The following is a 19,301-nucleotide window of genomic DNA, read 5'->3' as shown; positions in this document are numbered from 1 at the left end:
GAGAGGGAGGCGGGTCCGCAGATATCGCGGCCGCTCGCTACTGACACGTCGTTCCGCTACCTTCGCAGGGAACCCGCACGGACGGAGTCCTGATGTTCGCACTCAAGACCGCCCCCGCCCGGACCTTCCGGCACAAGGCGGAGGCGATCGCCAAACCAGTCACCCGCTGGAGCATCGGCCACGCCATGCCCCGGGTCGCCCTGCGGGCCGCGGCGCGCCGGGGCGATCTCCAGGGCAGGCTGTCCGTCGAGGCGAGCGGCGGAGCGGATCTGACCGGCCTGTTCGACGAGATCCGCTCGCACGGCGCCATCGCCACCACCCGGGTCGGGCATGTCACCACCCGGCATTCGGCGTGCAAGGAGATCCTGGGCAGCGACGCGTTCAAGACCGTGCGGTTCGTCCCGGACAACCCGCTGCTCAACCGGCTCGTCGCCTGGTCGTCGTCCGGTCTGATCCATCCGATCGAGCCACCGTCGCTGCTCGCCAGCGAACCGCCCGACCACACGCGCTACCGGAAACTGGTCACCCGCGTCTTCACCGCCCGCGCGGTGGAGCAACTGCGCGAGCGCACGCAGGCGATCACCGACGAACTGCTCGACGGCCTCGACCCGACGAGCCCGGTCGATCTCATCGAGCAGTACTGCGGGCTCCTGCCGGTGACCGTGATCAGTCAGATCCTCGGCGTGCCGCCGGAAGAGCGCGACAAGGTGCTCGCGCTGGGCGGAGCCGCGGCGCCGAGCCTCGACCTCGGCCTGCCCTGGCGGACGTTCCGGACGGTGGAAGCGACGCTGGCGGAATTCGACTCGTGGCTCACCGTGCATCTGGAGAAGCTGCGGGCGAACCCCGGCGACAACCTGCTCAGCAAGCTGATCGCCGCACGCGAGGACGGCGTCGGCCTGACCGAGCGGGAACTCAAGGCCACCGCGGGGCTCGTGCTGGCGGCCGGCTTCGAAACGACCGTCAACCTCCTCGGCAACGGCATCGCGCTGCTCACCCGGCATCCGGACGAACTCGAGAAACTGCGGGCGGATCCGGACCTGTGGAGCAACGCCGTCGACGAGGTCCTCCGCTACGACCCGCCGGTCCTGCTCACCGGCAGGCTGGCCGCGAAGGACACCGAGATCGGCGGGACCCCCATCGCCCGCGGGGCGATCGTCAGCACCGTGCTCGCGGGCGCCAACCGGGACCCGGAGATCTTCGACGACCCGGCCGTCTTCGACGTCGCTCGGGCGAACGCGCGTGACCACGTGTCGTTCGGCGCCGGGCGGCACTACTGCCTCGGCGCCTCGCTGGCGCGCATGGAAGGCGAGATCGGGCTGCGGTCGATCTTCGAGCGCTTCCCCGACCTGCGGCTGTTGAGTGGCGGCCGGCGGCGGGAGACCCGGATCCTGCGCGGCTTCGAAACGCTTCCCGCCGCGCTCATCTGAACCCGTCTTCGCGGGGTGACGAACCCGGTGGTCCGGCACCCCGCGAAGGTCGGATCACGCGTCGGAGTTGTAGTACGCGTTGCAGGTGTCCCTACTGGAACCGATCACTTCGGCCTTGGCCCACTGCCCGCGATTCGCGGTTTTCTTGCTTTGCCTGGAGCCCAGAATGGCGGTCGCGCTGTGCCGCTTGGTGGGGTGCAGATAGTGCGAGTAACACTTCTTCTGGCCACTGCCCGCCGATTCGGTCCCGTAACACCACGTGCCGCCGCTGATGTTCTGGCAGGCGAACGGCACCGAGTCGCTCAGCGCCACGGAAACGCTCACGCTCTCCGTCGGAGCCGCCGAGGCCATCGGCGCCGCCCCGAACAGACCCGCCACCATCAAACTCGATCCCAGTAATGCTCCCGTCACAATTCTCATGATCATCCCTCGCCATCGAATCGAATACATGGGAAGAAGACAGCCAGTAAGGCGATTTACCCCCACTCGCGAATTCGACGCCAATACTATGACGGCTCACCGAGAAGGGGAAAGCGTCTTCATCCTGCCGCAAACACGCTGATCAGCGGCCAATTCCCCGCGCGTCACGGCGCGACGACGGTGGCAACGATCATGTTTTCCGCAGTAGCGTCGTAGGCGGGGGGAGGAAGAGGGAATGCTGCGAATCCATTTCACACTCGCGGACCTGGCCCGTATCCGGATAGCGCGACGCCCGGATCCGTTGTGGGAGGTCCTCATGAGTGTGTATTTACTGCGTAAACCCCGGACCGAGGTCGTGCTGGGTGGCTGGAGAAGCCAGACCAAGCGGCGGCTGACACCGTCCACCCGGCCGTTGCTGGATCTGGTTCCCGCGTCAGGCTCCTCGCCCGACTTCCTGACCCCGCCTGGCGGGGGCACCTTGTGCGAGGGCATCGACACCCTGCTGAGCACGCTACGTTCCCGGCTGGCGGCCGACTTCGCGCACCTGGCGGAGGAACGGCCGCTCCCTTCCTGGACCGTCGACCTCGCCGAAGGGCGGCCACCCGCGTTGCGCATGGTCGCCAACGCCCTGCGGGAGTACTTCCACACCTGCCTCGCCCCGCACTGGGACGCGGTCGCCACCACCGTGCACCACGATCACACCCGCCGCGCCGAACTCATGGCCGATCAAGGCATCGACGCCGTCCTGAGCACCCTGAGCCCAGCGGCGACATGGCGTTTTCCCGTGCTGAGCATCGATTATCTCTTCGACCACGACGTTCGTCTCGACGGAAGAGGCCTGCTGCTGCAGCCGGTGGTCTTCGGCCGCGGCCCCAACCCCACCACGCTCATCGACCCGGCACTTCCGCCCGTGCTGGTCTATTCGGTGCCGCTCGCCCCCGACGTCATCACCCCGGTGGAACCGGATCGCCGACGCGCCGGCGATCCGATCGTCGCCCTGCTCGGCACCACCCGCACCCGTATCCTGCGCGCTCTCGACAGCACCGGCGCCACCACCACCGAACTCGCCCGCCGGGCCGCCACACCGCTGCCCACCGCCAGCCGCCACGCCACCGCGCTCCGCGACGCCAACCTGATCACCAGTCGCCGCCACAAGAACATGGTGATCCACGCGATCACCCCGCTCGGCACCGCGTTACTCCACGGACGGCAACCGCATCTGAACTGACGAGCGCCGGTTCCACCCTTTCACTTGATCACGAGGTCGCGGGCATTTTTACCGAACCGGCACGGAAAACCGGCCAGTAACCTCACGCCGGTGAAGACGGACCGCGAAGGCAAGGAAGCCCCGGAGCTCCCCACCTTCACGGTCATCGGCTGCCTCCTGGGCTTCTTCATGACGGTGCTGGTCCTGATCGGCCCGGCCCTGCTCTGGATCAGCACCCGCTTCGATCCCGGCGACGACGACGGCCTGGTCGTCGTCGCCATGGGCGCCGTGTTCACCCTCGGCGGGGCGGGCACCGTCGGCTCGCACCTCTGGCAGAACGCCAAGGCCAGGGAGGCCCATCGCGGACTGGACCGGAAAGGTGTCCGCGCGACCGCCGAAGTCGTTTCCAGCAAGCGGATCTGGGTCGGCGAGGTGAGCACGCCCGCGGACGACGTCGACCTCGTCGTGACCGGTCCGGGCGTGGCTCCGTTCAGTGCGCGTGTGCTCACCGAGGACGTCGGCCGCTACGAAACGGGCACGGTGGTACCCGTCGACGTGGACCCGGGAACCCTCCTGTTCCGCCTCGCCGACTGACCTCGCCGCGATCATTGCCCGGCAGCATCGTATCGCTTATCGTATATGAAATTCACCCCCCGATGCTGCGAGGTGACCCCCGTGACCACCGCCACCGCCGACCCGACCACCACCACGGTCGCGCGAGATTTCACCGATTTCCGCACGGTGGTGTCACAATCCTTCGTGCCGCTGCACGTGACGAGCGAGCACCGCGACCACTTCCGCGGCCGCATCCGTTCGTGCGGAGCCGACGACGTGCAGCTGACCGAGGTGACCGCGTCGGCGCACGTGGTCGAGCGGACCCCCGAGCTCATCGCGAGGGCGGACAGGCACTACTACAAGCTGAGCCTGATCCTGTCCGGCACCGGCCTGCTCGTGCAGGACAACCGCGAGGCGATGCTGCGTCCCGGCGACGTGGCGTTGTACGACACGCACCGGCCGTACACCCTCGCGTTCGAAGAGGATTTCCGCACGCTCGTGGTGATGTTCCCGCAGCGGCTCATCGATCTCCCCCGCGACCTGGTCGGCCAGCTGACGGCGGTGCCGATGTCGGGCAAGCGGGGCATGGGCAACGTGGTGGTGCCCTTCCTCGCGCAGCTCGGCAGCAACCTCGACCAGCTCGGCGGGCCGGCGGGCGTCCGGCTCGCACATACCGCGGTCGATCTGCTCGCCACCCTGTTCGCCAGCGAGCTCGACCTCGCCCGCACGAGCGCCGGGCCGCATCACGAACTGATGCGCCGCGTCCTCGCCTACATCGACGCGAACCTCTCCTCCACCGACCTGGGTCCGGCGCAGATCGCCGCCGAGCACTACATCTCCACCCGGCATCTGCACGGCCTCTTCCACGAGCAGGGCACCACCGTCTCGGGCTGGATCCGCACCCGCCGCCTCGAACACTGCCGCCGCGAATTGCTCGACCCCGTGCACACTTCGCGGCCCGTCGCGGCCATCGCGGCGAAGTGGGGTTTCGTCGACGCGCCGCATTTCAGCCGGGTGTTCAAGACGGAATTCGGCTGCTCGCCGAGTGAACTGCGACGCGGCTTGACCGTGAGCGATCGGTTGTTGCCGCCCAGCGCGTGACAGCTGGCCCTTCCCGGGCGGTCGCCTCGACGATGACCGCATGCCCGAAGCACCCGAGGAACAGTGGCGTACCTATGACGAGTTCGCCGCCGGAATAGCCACCTACCGCCTGCCGAACGCGGACCTGTCGGGACGCGAGCTCACCGTCACGCTCGACGACGGGAAGACGCTCGCGCTGCGGTTCGAAGACGCTGAAACCGTCACCTGCAACGGCATCAAGGATCCGTACGACGCGGTCGCCGTCCAGGAAGACGTCTTCTTCGTCAATCTCCCACACACCAGCGTCGAAGGGGAAGCGCTCACCGTCGTCTTCTCCACCACGACGCACCGCGCGCTCGCCGTGCGCTCGGTCATCGGTGCCGAGGATGTCGAAGGCGTTCCCCGTGTCTCCCAGACGTTCTGGTCCGGCACGACCGACGCGGGCACGCCGTCCGGCGAGGTCCCCGGCCCGTCGCGCGACCTGATCGGCAAGCGCAACGTCTACCGTTACAGCCCGGAACACCTCTACGAGCACGTGTACGTGTCCTCGCAACGCTATGCCTGGCAATGCCTCGAAGGCGTGCAGCGCGGCCACGGGGACATGGACCTGTCGACGGTGTGGAAGTTCCAGGACGGGCTCTACCTGTTCTGCTTCCGCGAATTCCGCATCGCCGTGGCCAGCGTGTGGTTGCACGACCTCGGCTACGCGCTGAAGACCACCGGCGTCTTCCTCGGCCTGACCGGCGACGGCCGGTCGGAACACTCCCGCGCGGGCGGGCACATCTACCCACTCGGCGCCGTCGCCTATCCCGACGCGCAACCGGTTTAAGGAGTCTCAGTGTCCAATCTAGACATCATCGCCGCGCACTACGCCGCGAGCGACCGGGGCGATCTGGCGGGCATGCTGGCCCCGCTCGGCCCGGAGACCACCTGGACGGAGGCGGCCGGTTTCCCTTACGCCGGCACGTACACCGGCCCGGAAGAGGTGCGGGACAACGTCTTCGGCGCCATCGCGAAGGACTGGGACGGCTACACCTTCACCCTCGGCGACCTTCTCGACGCCGGTGACACGGTGATCGGCCTCGGGACCTACCAGGCCAAGCACCGCGAGACCGGCCGCTCGTTCACCGCCCGTGTCGCGCACGTGTGGCGGTTCGACGGCGGCAAGGTCACCTCGTTCGAGCAGATCGTCGACTCGGTGCCCGTGGTCGAAGCCATGGAGAACCGGTGAAACCCGCGCGGCGCCTCGTCGCCCTCGCCTCGGCCGTCCTGCTCGCGACGGCCGGGTGCGCCGGATCCGACAGCGGTGCGAGCGGGCCGATCGTGGTCGGTTCGGTCAACGCGCTGAGCGGCGCGGCGACGTTCCCCGAGGCATCGCAAGCGGCCAAGGCGGTTTTCGACGCGGCCAACGCGAGCGGCGGCGTGAACGGCAGGCAGATCCAGTACAAGGCCCTCGACGACAAGGGCGACCCGGCGGCCGCGGCGGCCGCGGCCCGCGAGGTCGTCGGGCGCGACGAGGCGGTGGCGCTCGTCGGCTCGTCCAGCCTCATCGAGTGCGAGATCAACAACAAGTACTACGAACAGCAGAAGATCCTGTCCATGCAGGGCATCGGCGTGGACCCGGCGTGTTTCTCCAGCCCGAACATCGCCCCGGTCAACGTCGGCCCGTACCACGACATGACGCTGACCCTGCTCTACGGCTCGGAAACGCTGAAGCTGAACGACATCTGCGCGCTGCTGGAGATCGCGGGCAACACGCTGCCGTCGTACCAGGCGGCGATCGACGAATGGTCGGCCATCACCGGCAAGAAGCTCAAGTACCTCGACGCGACCGTGCCCTACGGCGGTTCCGACTACACCTCCTACATCGTCAAGGCGCGCAACGCGGGCTGCAAGGCGATCACGGTGAACCCGGTCGAACCGGACTCCATCGGGCAGCTGAAGGCCGCCGCGGCCCAGGGCTGGAACGACGTCACGTGGCTGCTGCTCACCAGCGTCTACAGCGAGAACTACGCCAAGGCCATCACCAACGCCGGTGCCGGGGTGTACGTGCCCGCCGAGTTCTACCCGTTCACCGACGCGACCAGCCCGCAGAACAAGGACTGGCGCGAGCTGATGACCAAGAACAACATCCCGCTGACCTCGTTCAGCCAGGGCGGTTATCTGGCGGCGAAGTACTTCCTCGACGTCGTCCGCGGCATCCAGGGCGACATCACCCGTGAATCGGTGACCAAGGCCCTGCGCGAGATGAAGCCGGTCACCGATCCGATGGTCGGCACGCCGTACGTCTTCGGCCCCGGCCAGACGCATCACGACAACACCGCGGGCTGGCCGATCAAACTCGCGTCCGGCACCAACAAATGGGAGCTCGTCGCGAACGACTGGCTGCGGATTCCGAAGAAGTAACGGGAGGATTCGATGCTGCAGGGAGCGCTGGCAGGCCTGGCCGCCGGCGGACTGTACGCGGTGTTGGCGGTGTGCCTGACGCTGATGTCGCGCCTGGTGCGGGTGGTGAACTTCGCCCAGTCGGCCACCGGGATGTTCGGTTGCTACGTGGCGGTGTTCCTGTCCGTCGATCTCGGCCTGCCGATGTGGCTCGCCACCGTCGCGGGGATCGTGCTCGGCGGGCTGCTCAGCGCGCTGCTGGGCTGGATCGTGTCCACCTGGCTCGCCGAGGCGGACACCGGCACCCGCTCGGCGGTCACCGTGGCGGTGCTGCTCCTGCTGATCTCGTTGTCGTTCATCCTGTTCGGCAACAAACCGCAACCGTTCCACCCGATCCTGGACGGTCCGGCGGTCACCGTCGGCGGCGTGGTGATCAGCCAGGTCACCGTGGTCACCGTCGCGCTGGCGGTGCTGGTGGCGGTGGCCAGCCGGATCGTGCTGAGCCGGACGCCCGCCGGTGTCCAGCTCCGGGCGCTGTCGGAACGCCCGACGACGGCGGAACTGCTGGGCATCCCGGCGAAACGGCTCAGCGTCGCGGTCTGGGCGGTCACCGGGGTGGTCAGCACGCTGGTCATCTCGATCGTGGCGCCGTCGCAGTCCAACGACGCGACGTCGCTGGCGATGCTGGTGGTCCCCGCGGCCGCGGCGGCTCTCCTCGGCGGATTCCGCCGTCTCGACCTCGCCGTCGCGGGCGGGCTCGGCCTCGGCCTGATCCAGGGCGCGGCCGCGCAGGTCGACGGCCTTTCGGTGGTGCGGTACTTCCTGCCGTTCGCAGTGATCGTCGCGCTGCTGCTGTGGTCGCAGCGCAAGGAGGTGTGGGATGCGGCTCGCTGAACGCGGGATCCCGTTCGTGGTCGCCATCGTGGCGATCGCGGTCGGGTACTGCCTGAGCGTCGGGCTCGACGGGTATTTCGTCTACCTCGGCATGAGCGCCGTCGTCGCCGGGATCTCGTTGCTCGGGCTGGGCGTGGTCACCGGCAGTGCGGGCATGATCTCCCTGTGCCAGCTGACCTTCGGCGCCGTCGGTGCCTGGACGGTGTCGGCGCTGAACGAGGCGCAGGCACCCGGCGGATTCCTCACCTGGCTGGTGCTGGGCGGTCTCGCCGCCGGGGCGGTCGGGGTGCTCGTCGGGCTCCCTGCGTTGCGGCTGCGCGGGATCAACCTCGCCGTCGTCACGCTGGGGCTCGCCGCGGCGGCGGACCTCGCGCTCGTCCAATTGCAGTTCCCGGGTGTGTCCGCCGGGATCTCGGTCGAACGACCGGAAGCCTTCTCCGACGACCGGTCGTACTTCCAGCTCGCCGTCGTGGTGCTGGTGCTGTGCTGCCTCGCCGTGTACTTCCTGCGCCGCGGCCGCTGGGGCAGCGCCTGGCAGGCGGTGGCGTTCTCCGAACGCGGCACGGCGGCCGCCGGGACGAGCGTGCGGACGTCGAAGCTGACCGCGTTCGCCGTGAGCGCCACCCTCGGCGGGATCAGCGGCGGCCTGCTCACCGGACAGGTCGGCATCGCCTTCCCGGCCAGTTTCACCGCGATCCAATCGCTGGCACTGTACGTGCTGGCGATCATGTCGGGCGCGCATCTGATCGACATGGCCGTGTTCGGCGCGATCCTGTGGGTCGGGGTGCCGGAACTGCTCAAACGCTGGGGAATCCCACAGGACTGGGGTTTCGTGGTGTTCGGCGTGCTCGGGGTCCAGGCGCTGGCCAGTGGCGGGAACCTGGGCACCACGGTGCGGCAGGTCTGGTACCGAAGGTCCAAAAAGGAACCGGCGAAACTCGATCTCGCCGCCGGCGCGGGCGACGTCGAACCGGTCTCCCCCGGCCCGCCGGTGCTGACCGTCCGCGGCCTGAGCGTGAACTTCGGGCACGTCGCCGCACTGTCCTCAGTGGACATCTCGGTGCCGGAGCACGGCGTGCTCGGCGTCATCGGGCCGAACGGCGCGGGCAAGTCGACGCTGGTCGACGCGATCAGCGGATTCCTGCCGAACGCCGAGGGCGCCGCCGAACTCGCCGGCCGTCCGCTGACCGGATCGCCGTCGAACCGGGCCCGCGCCGGGTTGCGCCGGACGTTCCAGCAGGACCGCGTGCCGCCCGGGCTGACGGTCGGGGCGTACCTGAAGTTCCTCGCCAGGCGGCGGCTCACCGCCGACGAGATCGGTGATGCCCTGGACTTCTTCGGCTGCCCCGCCGCCCGCACCCCACTGTCTCAAGTGGACGTCGGCGCGCGCAGGCTGGTCGAGGTCGTCGGGCATCTGCTGGCCCGGCCGCGTGTCCTGCTGCTCGACGAGCCCGCCGCGGGCCTTCCGCACGAGGAGCACGTCGCGTTCGGGGAACGGCTGCGGCAGGTTCCCGCGCGGTTCGGGGTTTCGGTCCTGCTCATCGAGCACGATCTGGACCTGGTGCGCTCGGTCTGCGACACGATCACCGTCCTCGATTTCGGCCGGGTGCTCGCCTCCGGCCCGCAGGCCGAAGTGCTCGCCGATCCCGCCGTGCTCAAGGCGTACATGGGTGAAACGGAGATGCTGTGAACGCTTTGCGGATAGCGGGGCTGACGGTCACCCGCGGTGCGGGGCCGGTGATCCGCGACGTCGACCTGACCCTGGAGCCGGGCCGGATCACCGCGCTCGTCGGCCCCAACGGTGCCGGGAAGACGAGCCTGCTGGAGGCCGTCTCCGGCGTGGTGCCCGCCGCGTCGGGGACCGTCCACATCGGAGCCGACGAGATCACGAAACAGTCGCGGGTGGCCCGCGCGCGGCGGGGTCTGGCGCATATCGAGCAGGGCCGTGCGGTGTTCGGTGGCCTGACCGTACTGGAGAACCTGATGCTGACCGCGCGCACCCGCGCGCGGGCGGACGAACTGATCGAGGCGTTCCCCGAACTGGAGAAACGCCGCGACTCGCCGGCCGCGCTGCTCAGCGGCGGCGAACAGCAGATGGTGGTGCTGGCCCGTGCGTTCGCCGCGCGGCCGTCGTTCCTGCTGATCGACGAGATGTCGCTGGGCCTCGCGCCCGTGGTGTTCACCCGGCTGCTGCCGATGGTGACCCGGTTCGCCGAGGAGGGCGCGGCGATCCTGCTGGTCGAGCAGTTCACGCATCTGGCCCTCGGCGTGGCGAGCGACGCTTTGGTGGTGTCTTCGGGGCGGGTCACTTATGCGGGTCCGGCTCAGGGACTGCTGGACTCGCCCGGCACCCTGCACGCGGCCTACCTCGGGGAATCCTGACCCTTCGCGGCTGCCCGGATGTCATGAAAGGGCCGTTCAGGACACATTTCGTCCTGAACGGCCCTTTCATGACATCCGGTACCGGGCGATCACCCTCCCCACGCGCGTGAAGGCCTCCTTCCCTCGGCTGAGCCGAGGGAAGGAGGCCTTCACGCGCAAAACCCCGCTAAGAACCCATCCCCGCCCGTTCGAAAGCCAGCGTAGGCAGATCCACCGCATGCGCACCGCCGTCCGCCACGATCACCGCACCGGTGATGTACGACGACTCCGAAGACCCCAGGAACCGCACGATCGACGCGATCTCCTCCGGTTCGGCGGGACGGCGCAGCGGGACCTCGGCGGTGACGCGCCGGTAGCCCTCGGCGTGGCCGCCGTCGAAGCCCGCGGCCTCCGCGAACTGGTCCATCTCGCCGTCCGCCATCGGCGTGCGCACCCAGCCGGGGCAGACCGCGTTCGCACGGACGCCCTTCGGCCCGTAGTCGCGCGCGATCGAGCGCGTCAGCCCGATCAGCGCGTGTTTCGCGACGGTGTAGCCGGCGACGTTCGGCCCGGCGAACAGCCCGGCCAGCGACGACACGACGACGACCTGGCCACCGGTTTCGATCAGCGACGGCAGCGTGGCCCGGCAGAACACGAAGGCACTCGACAGGTTCGAGCGCAGCGCCAGTTCCCATTCCTCGTCACCGGTGTCGACCACCGAGGACAGCCCGTGCCCGCCGGCGTTGGCCACCACGACGTCCAGCCTGCCGAACTTGCCGACGATTTCCGCCACGGCGTTCTCGGCGGCTTCGCGATCGCTGGCGTCGCACGAGATGACGTGCGCGCCGGTTTCCGCGGCAACCTTCTCCAACGGTTCGAGCCGCCGTCCGAGCACCACCACCTGGGCGCCCTCGTCGGCGTACCGGCGGGCGACAGCGGCGCCGATTCCGGTACCGCCACCCGTGATCGCGACAACCTTCTTCACTTGCGGAGTCCTTTCTAAGCGGGAAAACCGGAACGGGCCGAGACGCCGAAGTCGGCGAGCACGGCCTGGCCGTTGACCGCCCGCGAACGCGCGGACGCGAGATGGAGCACCTGCCAGGCGACTTCTTCCGGAGCCTGCACCGGGAACGCGGGATCGTCGAGCACCTCGCCGAGATCGCCGCGCGCCATCGGGGTGTCGACCACCGACGGGCAGACGCAGTTCACCCGGACGCCGGGGAGATCGACCGCGAGGGCCCTGGTCATCGCGACCACGGCCCCTTTCGACGCGCAGTACGGGACCATGCCGGGCGCGCTGGTGAACGCCGAGTCGCTGGCCAGCAGCACGACCGAGCCACCCGACTCGGTGAGCCAGGGCGCGGCGTGTTTGACCAGCAGGAACTGGCCGGTGACGTTGACCGCCAAGAGCGCGGCGAAGTCCGCGGCGGAGGTCTCCGTGACCGGCGTCCCCACCGGACCGGAGATCCCGGCACAGCCGACGACGACGTCGAGCCCACCGAAGCGACTCGCCACGGTGTCGATCGCGGCGGCCACCGACGGCTCGTCGGTCACGTCGGCCTCGAGCGCCAGGAGACCGTCGGCCAGGGTGGGCACGGGTGCCCGGTCGAGGGCGCCGACCCGCGCGCCCTCGGCGAGGAATGCCTGGACGCAGGCAAGGCCGATACCGGATGCCGCGCCGGTCACCAGCACGGCCTTGCCCGCGAGATCCAGTCCCATGCCGTCATCCTCCGGTCCGGACCTTTCACGAAGCTTGGCCGTCAGTGCATCCTTCTTGTCGGCAGCCGCATGACGGTCTTTCCAGCCGGGGACGGACCGGCAAGACTGCGAAGCATGACCAGGCCGCATCCACTCGACCCGCTGACCGCCGACGAACTCATCGCAGGCCGAGCGATCCTGACCGCCGAAGGCCTGCTCACCGCCACCACGCGGTTCCCGGCCGTGCTGCCAGTGGAGCCGGAGAAGGGCGACGCCGCCCCCGATCGCCGCGTCCGGTACACGCTGCTGGACACCGCGACCGGTGAGGCCCGCGACGTGGTCGTCTCGCTGGCGAAACGCGAAGTGGTCTCCACCGAGGACTGCGGGCCCGGCCAGCCCGCGTACCTGTTCGAGGAGTACGACCTCGCCGCGTCGATCACCAAGGCGTCGCCGGAATGGCAGGCCGCCATGGAACGGCGCGGGCTCGCCGACCGGATCGAACACGCCTTCTGTGCTCCACTGGCGCCCGGGTTCTTCGGCAGGCCGGACGAGACCGGCCGGGTCATCCGCTCGCTGACCTTCCTGCGTGACGACGCGTCCGACAGCCCGTGGGCGCATCCGGTCGAGGGCCTGATCGTCCACATCAACCTGACCGAGCAGCGGGTCATCCGCGTCGAGGACGAGGGCGACGTGCCTGTGCCGCCGGAGCACGGCCGCTACGGCGACGTCCCGGCCAGGACCACGCTCAAGCCGATCGAGATCACCCAGCCGGAGGGTCCGAGCTTCACCGTCGACGGCAACGAGGTCACCTGGGAGGGCTGGAAACTCCGCGTCGGCTTCAACGCCCGCGAAGGCTTGACACTGCATGAGATCGGCTTCCAGGGCCGGTCGGTGCTGCACCGCGCGTCGGTACCGGAGATGGTGGTGCCCTACGGCGACACCGCGCCCGGCCGGTTCTGGATCAGCTACTTCGACGCGGGCGAGTACCTGCTCGGCAAGAACGGCAACGACCTGCGGCTGGGCTGCGACTGCCTCGGCGTCATCCACTACTTCCCCGCGTTCGTCGCCGACGACCACGGCCACCCGGTCGAGATCCCGCGCGCGATCTGCATGCACGAGGAGGACTACGGGATCCTGTGGAAACACACGGATCTCGACGGCCGCGCCGAGGTCCGCCGCTCGCGGCGGCTGGTGATCTCGTCGATCTCCACCATCGGCAACTACGACTACGGCTTCTTCTGGTACCTCTACCTCGACGGCACCGTGGAACTGGAGGCGAAAGCCACCGGCATCGTGTTCGCCGGCGCCGCGCATCCCGGCACGGATCACCCGCACGCCAACGAAATCGCGCCCGGCCTGTTCGCGCCGGTGCACCAGCACCTGTTCTGCGCGCGGCTCGACGTGGCGATCGACGGCGAACGCAATTCGCTCGTCGAGGTCGACGTAGAACGGGTCCCCGTGGGCGAGCAGAACCCGTACGGGAACGCGTTCACCTGGAAGGAAACCCCGCTGCGGACCGAACAGGAGGCGCAGCGGTTCGCGGATCCGGCCAAGGCGCGCGTGTGGGAGATCCGCAGCGCGGATCGGACCAACCGCCTCGGCTCCCCCACGGCGTACCAGCTCGTGCCGCGGCCGTCCGCGACCTTGATGGCGCAGCCGGAATCGACCGTCCACCAGCGGGCCACGTTCGCCACCCGTCACCTGTGGGCGACGCCGTACCGCGCCGACGAACGCTTCCCCGCGGGCGACCGCCCGAACGCGCATCCGGGCGGCGCGGGGCTGCCCGCCTGGACCGCCGCCGACCGCGACCTCACCGACACCGATCTCGTGCTGTGGCACGTGTTCGGCCCGACCCACATCCCGCGTCCGGAGGACTGGCCGGTCATGCCGGTCGACTACTCCGGTTTCTCCTTGCGCCCCTACGGCTTCCTGGACCGAAACCCGGCCCTCGACCTGCCTTCCGGCGCCTCCGCTGATCACTGTTCCGCCCACGAGCACTAGGACTTCTTCGATGCCCGAACTGACCCTGTCCGACACGTCCACCTGGCTGCCGCTGGACGGACTCGCCCCCGGCTTCGACGCGAACAAGGCGCCCACGGTCGGCGACCTGCACGGCCGCTCGTTCGCACTCGCCTGCGAAGACGGCACCACGTTCACCGCCGCCTTCTCCGGCACCCGGATCGACTGGGCCTACCACGGCAAGGGCACCGACCGCTGCGAGACGTTCCTGGTCGACGACGACCTGTACTACGTCCAGTTCCACCCGCAGGCACGGCAGGAGGAGGCCTTCACCCTGCTGCTCGACCTGCGCCGCGGCCGGGCGCTGCTGGTGCTGAGCAAGATCGGCGACACCTCGCCGCGCGTCACGCAGTCCTTCGTGGCCGCCACGATCGGCGGCATCGAGCCTGCCGGGGAGCCGCTCGCCCCGACCACGTCGCTGGTCGGACGCCGGGTGCTGTGGGTGTACAGCACCGAGCACGCGTACGAGCACGTGTACCTCAGCCCGCACTGGTACACGTGGCAGTGCCTGGCCGGGCCGGAGCGCGGGCTCGCGGACACCGACGAGAACTCGGTCTACGAGCTGCGTCCGGGCATCTACGTGTTCGCCTGGCGGGAGAAGGTGATCCCGTGCGCGTCGGTGACCGTCGCCGACCACCGGGACGCGAAGCGGCTGCGCTCGCACGGTGTCCTTTTCGGACTGGACGCCAGCGGGAGCACTCCCACCCACTTCACCTTCGGCGCGCACGGCAAGCTGCTCAGCACCACCGTGCACCCCGAGGCGTACGACCCGGCCGGGAGCTGAGCCTTGACCGCCGACATCGTCCTCACCAACGCCACGGTGTACACAGTGGACGGTCACCGCCCCTGGGCGTCGTCACTGGCGATCAAGGACGGCAAGGTGCTGTCGCTGGAGGACATCGAACGCGGGCCGAGCACCGAGGTCGTCGACCTCGACGGCGCGTTCGTGATGCCCGGCCTGGTCGACGTGCACAACCATCACGCCCTGGCCGGGCGCGCGGCGCTGTTCGAGCTGAACTTCGGCCTCGACGCGGGCCTGGACGACATCCTCGCCGCGGTCCGGTCGCGGGCCGCGGGGCTCGGGCCGGACGAGTGGGTGGTCGGCGGCGCTTGGGCGTCCACCCTGGTCGGCACGCTGTCGCGGACTTCGGCCCGCCACGCGCTCGACGAGGCCGCCGGCGGGCGTCCGGTCATGCTTTCGGACGACAGCAGGCACAACCGCTGGGTGAGCAGCCGGGCCTTGGAACTCGCAGGGGTCACCGCGTCGACACCCGACCCGGCGGGTGGGGAGATCGTCCGTGATCCCGCCACGGGCGAACCCGTCGGTGTCCTGCTCGAAGCGGCGGGCGTCGCCGTCGAGCGGGCGCTCAGCGAGACCCGGACGCTCACCGCCGAGCAGCATGTGGCGGCGTCGCGGCACGGGATCGGCACCCTGCATTCGTACGGGGTCACCGCGTTCCAGGACGCCGGCGTCTCCGCGGACATCCTGCGGGCGCTGAAGTCGCTCGACGACGCGGGCGAACTGCACGCGTGGGTCGTCTCGTCGCTGCTGATCAACGACCCGATCTTCGGTTTCGACCCGATCGGGGCACCGCTGCTGGAGGTCGCCGGGCAGTACCGGAGCGAACACCACCGGCCGGACTTCGTGAAGATCTTCCTCGACGGGGTCCCGCCGACGCGGACCGCGGCCTTCCTGGAGCCGTATCTGCCGGACGCCGCGCACGGAGCCTGCCACCACGGCGCCACCACCATGCCGGGTGACGAACTCGTGGGCTGGCTTCGCACGGCGGCCGCGGCGGGGCTGTCGGCGAAGGTGCACTGCACCGGGGACGCGTCGGTGCGCGCGACGCTCGACGCCGTCGAGAAGGTGCGTGCCGAGGGCTTCGCCGACGCGCGGTTCCAGGTCGCGCACGGCCAGTTCGTCCACCCCGACGATCTCCCCCGCTTCGCCGCGTTGGGGGTCGCCGCGGACATCTCGCCGTTCCTCTGGGTCCCCGGCGTCATCCCGGCGGCGATCGCCGAGGTGCTGCCCGGCGAGCGGGCCGGGCGGATGCAGCCGAACCGGTCGTTGCTGGACGAGGGCGCGCTGGTGGCCGGCGGTTCGGACTGGCCGGTCAGCGAGTCGCCGAACGCGTGGGAAGGCATCCACGGCCTGGTCACGCGCCAGGATCCGACCGGCACGTTCCCCGGCGCGCTGTGGCCCGAGCAGGCGATCACCCTCGCCGAGGCGATCGAGGTCTTCACCCTGGCCGCCGCACGGGCGATGGGGCTGGGCGACGTCACCGGCTCGCTGGTCCCCGGGAAGTCGGCGGATTTCGTGGTACTGGACCGCGATCCGTTCAAGACCGATCCGTCGGCGCTCGTCAAGACAAAGGTGACGCAAACGTGGTTCGCCGGGCACCGCGTGTATCACGAGGCCTGATCTCCTACACTGGTAGAAGAACCAGTGCGGGAGGTCTGCCGATGCCGAAGATCATCGACCACGACGAGCGGCGCAGCCATATCGTCGACGTCACCTGGGATTTGATCACCCAGGGCGGGATCGAGGCCGCCACCATGCGCGAGATCGCGGCGGCCGCCGGCTTCGCCAACGGCGCGCTCAAGCTCTACTTCCCGAGCAAGGAAGACATCATCCAGGCCACCTACGAACGCGCGCTCGGCATGATGCGCGAGTACGTGGAGCTGGACGAGTTGCGCGGGCTGACCGCGCTCCGCGAGCTGTGCGTCTCGTCGATGCCCATCGACGAGGACCGCATCGCCGCGGGGCGCGTCCTGCTCACCTTCTGGCAGCTGTCGCTGACCAACCCGAAACTGCAGGACAAGTACCTCGAGCACATCCGCTCGTGGCGGGGCCTGCTGCACCGGTATCTCACCGAGGGCCGCGAAGACGGCGACATCGTCACCGAAACGCCCGACGAGCAGCTCGTCGACGAGGTCGTGCTGATCAACGCCGGGGCGAACGTGATGAGCCTGGTCGCCGGGGAGTTCTCGACGATCGCCCTGCAGCGGCAGCACCTGGAGTCGTTCTTCGCGCGCCTGACCCGCCCCTGACCCTACGTACTACCGCATTTCGTCCTCTGAATGCGGTAGTACGTAGGGCGAACAGGCGCATTCAGAGGACTAAACGCGGCGGTCGAAGGTCCGGGTCAGGAAGCTCGCCACGTGCCGGTGCGAGCGCGGCGACGCGGGAAGATCCGTGTAGAGACCGTAGAAGCCGTGGATCTGGCCCGAATAGCGCGTCATCTCCACCTGGGTCCCGGCATCGGTCAGGCGCCGCGCGAACTCCTCCCCTTCGTCCCGGAGGACGTCGTACTCCGCCGTGAGCACCAACGCCGGCGGGAGCCCGGTCAGGTCGTCGGCGCGCAACGGCAGCAGGTACGGATCGTTCAGCTGCGCCGGATCCGACACGTACTGCTCGAAGAAGAACCGCATCGCCCCCGCGGTCATGCCGAAACCCTCGGCGAAGTCCACATAGGACCGGAACCCGTCGTCCGGGTGCCCGAAGACCGGGCAGATCAGCACCTGCGCGGCCAACGCCGGCCCGCCCCGGTCGCGGGACATCATCGACACCACCGTCGACAGGTTGCCGCCCGCGCTTTCGCCGCCGACGGCGATCCGCGCCCCGTCCACCGAAGGACCGGCACCGCCCGCGGCGAGCCACTCGACGACGGCGTAGCAGTCGTCCGGGGCCGCCGGGTACGGATGCTCGGGCGCGAGCCGGTAGTCGACCGCGACGACGGCGACCCCGGCCGCGTTGCACACCGCCCGCGACGCGACCTCGTTCTCGTCGATCGACCCGATCGTCCACCCGCCGCCGTGGATCCAGACGAACGCGGGCACCGGCGCCGTGGCCTCCGGCAGATAGATCCGCACCCGCACGCCGGAAGGCAGGACGTGGTCGCTCACCGAAGCGACCTCTTCGACCGAATCGGGACGTCGCCACGAAGCGGCGAACGCGGCGCGCAACTCGGGAGCCGTGAGCGGCCCAGCCGGAGCCTCCGAGGGAGCACTGCGGGCCAGCAGTTCCTTGACCGCGGGATCGAGGGTCACGGTCACACCGCTTCCGCGACGAGCACCCGCGGGCTGCCCGGCAGCGCGAGCCGGTCGGTGACCCGCCAGCCCGCCGCGTCCAGCCAGCCACGGACCTCGGCCTCCGGGTAGACGACCGTCCCGTCGATCACCAGGTACTCCCCCGCGTGCAACGCGTCGATCGGCCGCTGGACGGCGTCGTCGTCGAGGAAGAAGTCGAGCAGCAGCAACGTCGCCCCCGGCGCGGCGGCGGCGCGGGCGTTGCGCAGGATCCCGGCGTTCTGCTCGGCGTCGAAACGGTGGACGACGTGGTTGACCATCACCAGGTCGAATTCGCCCTCAGGCCGCGCGGTGGGTGTCTCCGCCCCGATGACGATCGCGCGATCGGCGAGCCCGGCCTCGGCCGCCGCGGTGGTGACCGACTCGGTGAAGCCCGGATCGAAGACGAACGTCGTGTGGAGTTCGTCGTTGGTCTTCATGGCTTCGACGGCGAACGCGCTCGACAGACCACCGAGGTCCAGCGCCTTGCGATGGGAGCCGAAATCGTACGCGCCGGCCAGCATCTTGGCGTGCAGGGCGTTGTACGTCATGACCCCGGCCATGAACGTGCCCCAGCGCGCGTCGTCCATCTCCAGCTTGCCCGGCTCGCCACTGTCGGCCGTGTGGCCGAACTGCAGCCAATGCGGGTAGCTGATCGAGTCCAGGAACGTGAGGAACGGCGCCAGATCGAGGTCCCCGCCACCGAGGTACTCCGCGGCGTCGTCGGCCAGTGCGTAGCGTCCGTCCACACGGGACAGCAGACCGAGTGATGACATGGCGTCACCGAGGATGCGGGTGATCTTCTCCGGTTTGCCGGTCTTCTCCGCCAGTTCCGCGGCCGTCAGCGGCCCGACGGCGAGCGCGGTGAACAGGCCGATCCGGCTCGCCGCGAAGAGTTGCTTGGCCGCCATGTACCCCACGGCGATGTCCACGATCCGCTCGGGACCGGCAGTCTTGGTCGACCCGCTCACGGGTGCCCTCCTTAGCTCGTTTCCGCCGAGAGTCTACAGACGTAGACAAAAGAATCCAGTGCAACTTTTCGCCCACCACCAGGAAAAACCTGCCGGATATCAACTTCCTACATTCGTAGAATATACCCATTGACAGCGCACTCCCCCAGTGTCAACATGCGTAGAACTACCCCCGCCGGAGGTCCGTTCCCCGGCAGTGCGGTCCGCTCCGGGCGG

The 19,301-nt window shown here is 69.3% G+C and carries 19 protein-coding genes; 14 read left to right on the top strand and 5 right to left on the bottom strand.

The window, feature by feature from the left end:
- Window positions 1–92 precede the first annotated feature (92 nt).
- The gene (locus AB8M46_RS27170) at window positions 93–1,427 is read left to right on the top strand and encodes a cytochrome P450 (RefSeq protein WP_394362081.1); all 1,335 of its coding nucleotides are present in this window, start codon (window positions 93–95) and stop codon (window positions 1,425–1,427) included.
- Window positions 1,428–1,481: 54 nt separating this feature from the next.
- Here AB8M46_RS27170 and AB8M46_RS27165 read toward each other — a convergent pair whose 3' ends face one another.
- On the bottom strand, window positions 1,482–1,751 hold the full coding sequence (locus tag AB8M46_RS27165; RefSeq protein WP_200882696.1) for a lactococcin 972 family bacteriocin: 270 nt from the start codon (window positions 1,749–1,751) through the stop codon (window positions 1,482–1,484).
- 412 nt (window positions 1,752–2,163) lie between these two features.
- On the opposite strand from AB8M46_RS27165, the gene AB8M46_RS27160 reads away from it, so the two are divergent.
- The 9 genes from AB8M46_RS27160 to AB8M46_RS27120 all read left to right on the top strand — a co-directional run bounded on the left by AB8M46_RS27160 (window position 2,164) and on the right by AB8M46_RS27120 (window position 10,350).
- Complete coding sequence (locus AB8M46_RS27160) at window positions 2,164–3,075, top strand: DUF5937 family protein (protein ID WP_394362080.1); 912 nt, start codon at window positions 2,164–2,166, stop codon at window positions 3,073–3,075.
- 90 nt (window positions 3,076–3,165) lie between these two features.
- A complete protein-coding gene (locus AB8M46_RS27155) occupies window positions 3,166–3,648 on the top strand; it encodes a hypothetical protein (RefSeq protein ID WP_378428906.1) in 483 nt (160 codons plus the stop codon).
- Window positions 3,649–3,729: 81 nt separating this feature from the next.
- A complete protein-coding gene (locus tag AB8M46_RS27150; RefSeq protein WP_037337016.1) occupies window positions 3,730–4,710 on the top strand; it encodes a helix-turn-helix domain-containing protein in 981 nt (326 codons plus the stop codon).
- A gap of 40 nt (window positions 4,711–4,750) precedes the next feature.
- Entirely contained in the window at window positions 4,751–5,518 is a 768-nt protein-coding gene (locus AB8M46_RS27145) for a MoaF C-terminal domain-containing protein (RefSeq protein WP_394362079.1), read from the top strand.
- A gap of 9 nt (window positions 5,519–5,527) precedes the next feature.
- Entirely contained in the window at window positions 5,528–5,920 is a 393-nt protein-coding gene (locus tag AB8M46_RS27140; protein ID WP_037337010.1) for a nuclear transport factor 2 family protein, read from the top strand.
- Window positions 5,917–7,095: an ABC transporter substrate-binding protein gene (locus AB8M46_RS27135; protein ID WP_125736982.1), complete on the top strand. Its 1,179-nt coding sequence runs from the start codon at window positions 5,917–5,919 to the stop codon at window positions 7,093–7,095. Before AB8M46_RS27140 ends, AB8M46_RS27135 begins: the two co-directional genes overlap by 4 nt.
- Window positions 7,096–7,107: 12 nt before the next feature.
- Window positions 7,108–7,968, top strand: coding sequence for a branched-chain amino acid ABC transporter permease (locus tag AB8M46_RS27130; protein WP_350597681.1), 861 nt, complete (start codon window positions 7,108–7,110; stop codon window positions 7,966–7,968).
- On the top strand, window positions 7,955–9,658 hold the full coding sequence (locus tag AB8M46_RS27125; RefSeq protein WP_394362078.1) for an ATP-binding cassette domain-containing protein: 1,704 nt from the start codon (window positions 7,955–7,957) through the stop codon (window positions 9,656–9,658). Before AB8M46_RS27130 ends, AB8M46_RS27125 begins: the two co-directional genes overlap by 14 nt.
- The gene (locus AB8M46_RS27120; protein WP_350597677.1) at window positions 9,655–10,350 is read left to right on the top strand and encodes an ATP-binding cassette domain-containing protein; all 696 of its coding nucleotides are present in this window, start codon (window positions 9,655–9,657) and stop codon (window positions 10,348–10,350) included. Before AB8M46_RS27125 ends, AB8M46_RS27120 begins: the two co-directional genes overlap by 4 nt.
- 166 nt (window positions 10,351–10,516) lie before the next feature.
- Here the strand turns inward: AB8M46_RS27120 and AB8M46_RS27115 are convergent, their stop codons facing one another.
- Window positions 10,517–11,314 carry an SDR family NAD(P)-dependent oxidoreductase gene (locus tag AB8M46_RS27115; RefSeq protein WP_037337000.1) on the bottom strand — a complete coding sequence of 266 codons (798 nt, stop codon included), beginning with the start codon at window positions 11,312–11,314 and terminating at the stop codon, window positions 10,517–10,519.
- A gap of 14 nt (window positions 11,315–11,328) precedes the next feature.
- On the bottom strand, window positions 11,329–12,048 hold the full coding sequence (locus AB8M46_RS27110; RefSeq protein WP_394362077.1) for an SDR family NAD(P)-dependent oxidoreductase: 720 nt from the start codon (window positions 12,046–12,048) through the stop codon (window positions 11,329–11,331).
- A 114-nt stretch (window positions 12,049–12,162) separates the two neighbouring features.
- Here AB8M46_RS27110 and AB8M46_RS27105 point away from each other — a divergent pair, with 114 nt between their 5' ends.
- Genes AB8M46_RS27105 through AB8M46_RS27090 form a run of 4 tightly spaced genes read left to right on the top strand, consistent with a single transcriptional unit; the run spans window position 12,163 to window position 17,097 of the window.
- Complete coding sequence (locus tag AB8M46_RS27105; protein WP_394362076.1) at window positions 12,163–14,028, top strand: primary-amine oxidase; 1,866 nt, start codon at window positions 12,163–12,165, stop codon at window positions 14,026–14,028.
- 10 nt (window positions 14,029–14,038) lie between these two features.
- Entirely contained in the window at window positions 14,039–14,830 is a 792-nt protein-coding gene (locus AB8M46_RS27100) for a molybdenum cofactor biosynthesis F family protein (RefSeq protein WP_394362075.1), read from the top strand.
- Window positions 14,831–14,833: 3 nt separating this feature from the next.
- Window positions 14,834–16,468, top strand: coding sequence for an amidohydrolase (locus AB8M46_RS27095; protein WP_394362074.1), 1,635 nt, complete (start codon window positions 14,834–14,836; stop codon window positions 16,466–16,468).
- Between the two features lie 41 nt (window positions 16,469–16,509).
- A complete protein-coding gene (locus AB8M46_RS27090) occupies window positions 16,510–17,097 on the top strand; it encodes a TetR/AcrR family transcriptional regulator (RefSeq protein ID WP_016333932.1) in 588 nt (195 codons plus the stop codon).
- 69 nt (window positions 17,098–17,166) lie between these two features.
- Here the strand turns inward: AB8M46_RS27090 and AB8M46_RS27085 are convergent, their stop codons facing one another.
- Both AB8M46_RS27085 and AB8M46_RS27080 read right to left on the bottom strand, forming a co-directional pair.
- Window positions 17,167–18,102 (bottom strand): alpha/beta hydrolase, encoded by a 936-nt coding sequence (locus AB8M46_RS27085; RefSeq protein ID WP_037336986.1) that lies wholly within the window; start codon window positions 18,100–18,102, stop codon window positions 17,167–17,169.
- Window positions 18,099–19,085, bottom strand: a complete 987-nt coding sequence (locus AB8M46_RS27080) for a methyltransferase dimerization domain-containing protein (RefSeq protein ID WP_394362073.1) — start codon at window positions 19,083–19,085, stop codon at window positions 18,099–18,101. The genes AB8M46_RS27085 and AB8M46_RS27080 overlap by 4 nt, the downstream gene beginning before the upstream one ends.
- Window positions 19,086–19,301: the final 216 nt, after the last annotated feature.

Origin of the sequence: Amycolatopsis sp. SB7-3, from assembly GCF_041021335.1 — a bacterium.
Taxonomy (GTDB): domain Bacteria; phylum Actinomycetota; class Actinomycetes; order Mycobacteriales; family Pseudonocardiaceae; genus Amycolatopsis; species Amycolatopsis japonica.
This window is presented reverse-complemented; position numbering and strand designations above follow the sequence as displayed.

Bases quoted from the DNA above. Each gene is read 5' to 3' on its own strand.
- AB8M46_RS27170 (WP_394362081.1), top strand. From the start codon at position 93: ATGTTCGCACTCAAGACCGCCCCCGCCCGGACCTTCCGGCACAAGGCG.
- AB8M46_RS27160 (WP_394362080.1), top strand. From the start codon at position 2,164: ATGAGTGTGTATTTACTGCGTAAACCCCGGACCGAGGTCGTGCTGGGT.
- AB8M46_RS27145 (WP_394362079.1), top strand. From the start codon at position 4,751: ATGCCCGAAGCACCCGAGGAACAGTGGCGTACCTATGACGAGTTCGCC.
- AB8M46_RS27130 (WP_350597681.1), top strand. From the start codon at position 7,108: ATGCTGCAGGGAGCGCTGGCAGGCCTGGCCGCCGGCGGACTGTACGCG.
- AB8M46_RS27125 (WP_394362078.1), top strand. From the start codon at position 7,955: ATGCGGCTCGCTGAACGCGGGATCCCGTTCGTGGTCGCCATCGTGGCG.
- AB8M46_RS27110 (WP_394362077.1), bottom strand. From the start codon at position 12,048: ATGGGACTGGATCTCGCGGGCAAGGCCGTGCTGGTGACCGGCGCGGCA.
- AB8M46_RS27105 (WP_394362076.1), top strand. From the start codon at position 12,163: ATGACCAGGCCGCATCCACTCGACCCGCTGACCGCCGACGAACTCATC.
- AB8M46_RS27100 (WP_394362075.1), top strand. From the start codon at position 14,039: ATGCCCGAACTGACCCTGTCCGACACGTCCACCTGGCTGCCGCTGGAC.
- AB8M46_RS27090 (WP_016333932.1), top strand. From the start codon at position 16,510: ATGCCGAAGATCATCGACCACGACGAGCGGCGCAGCCATATCGTCGAC.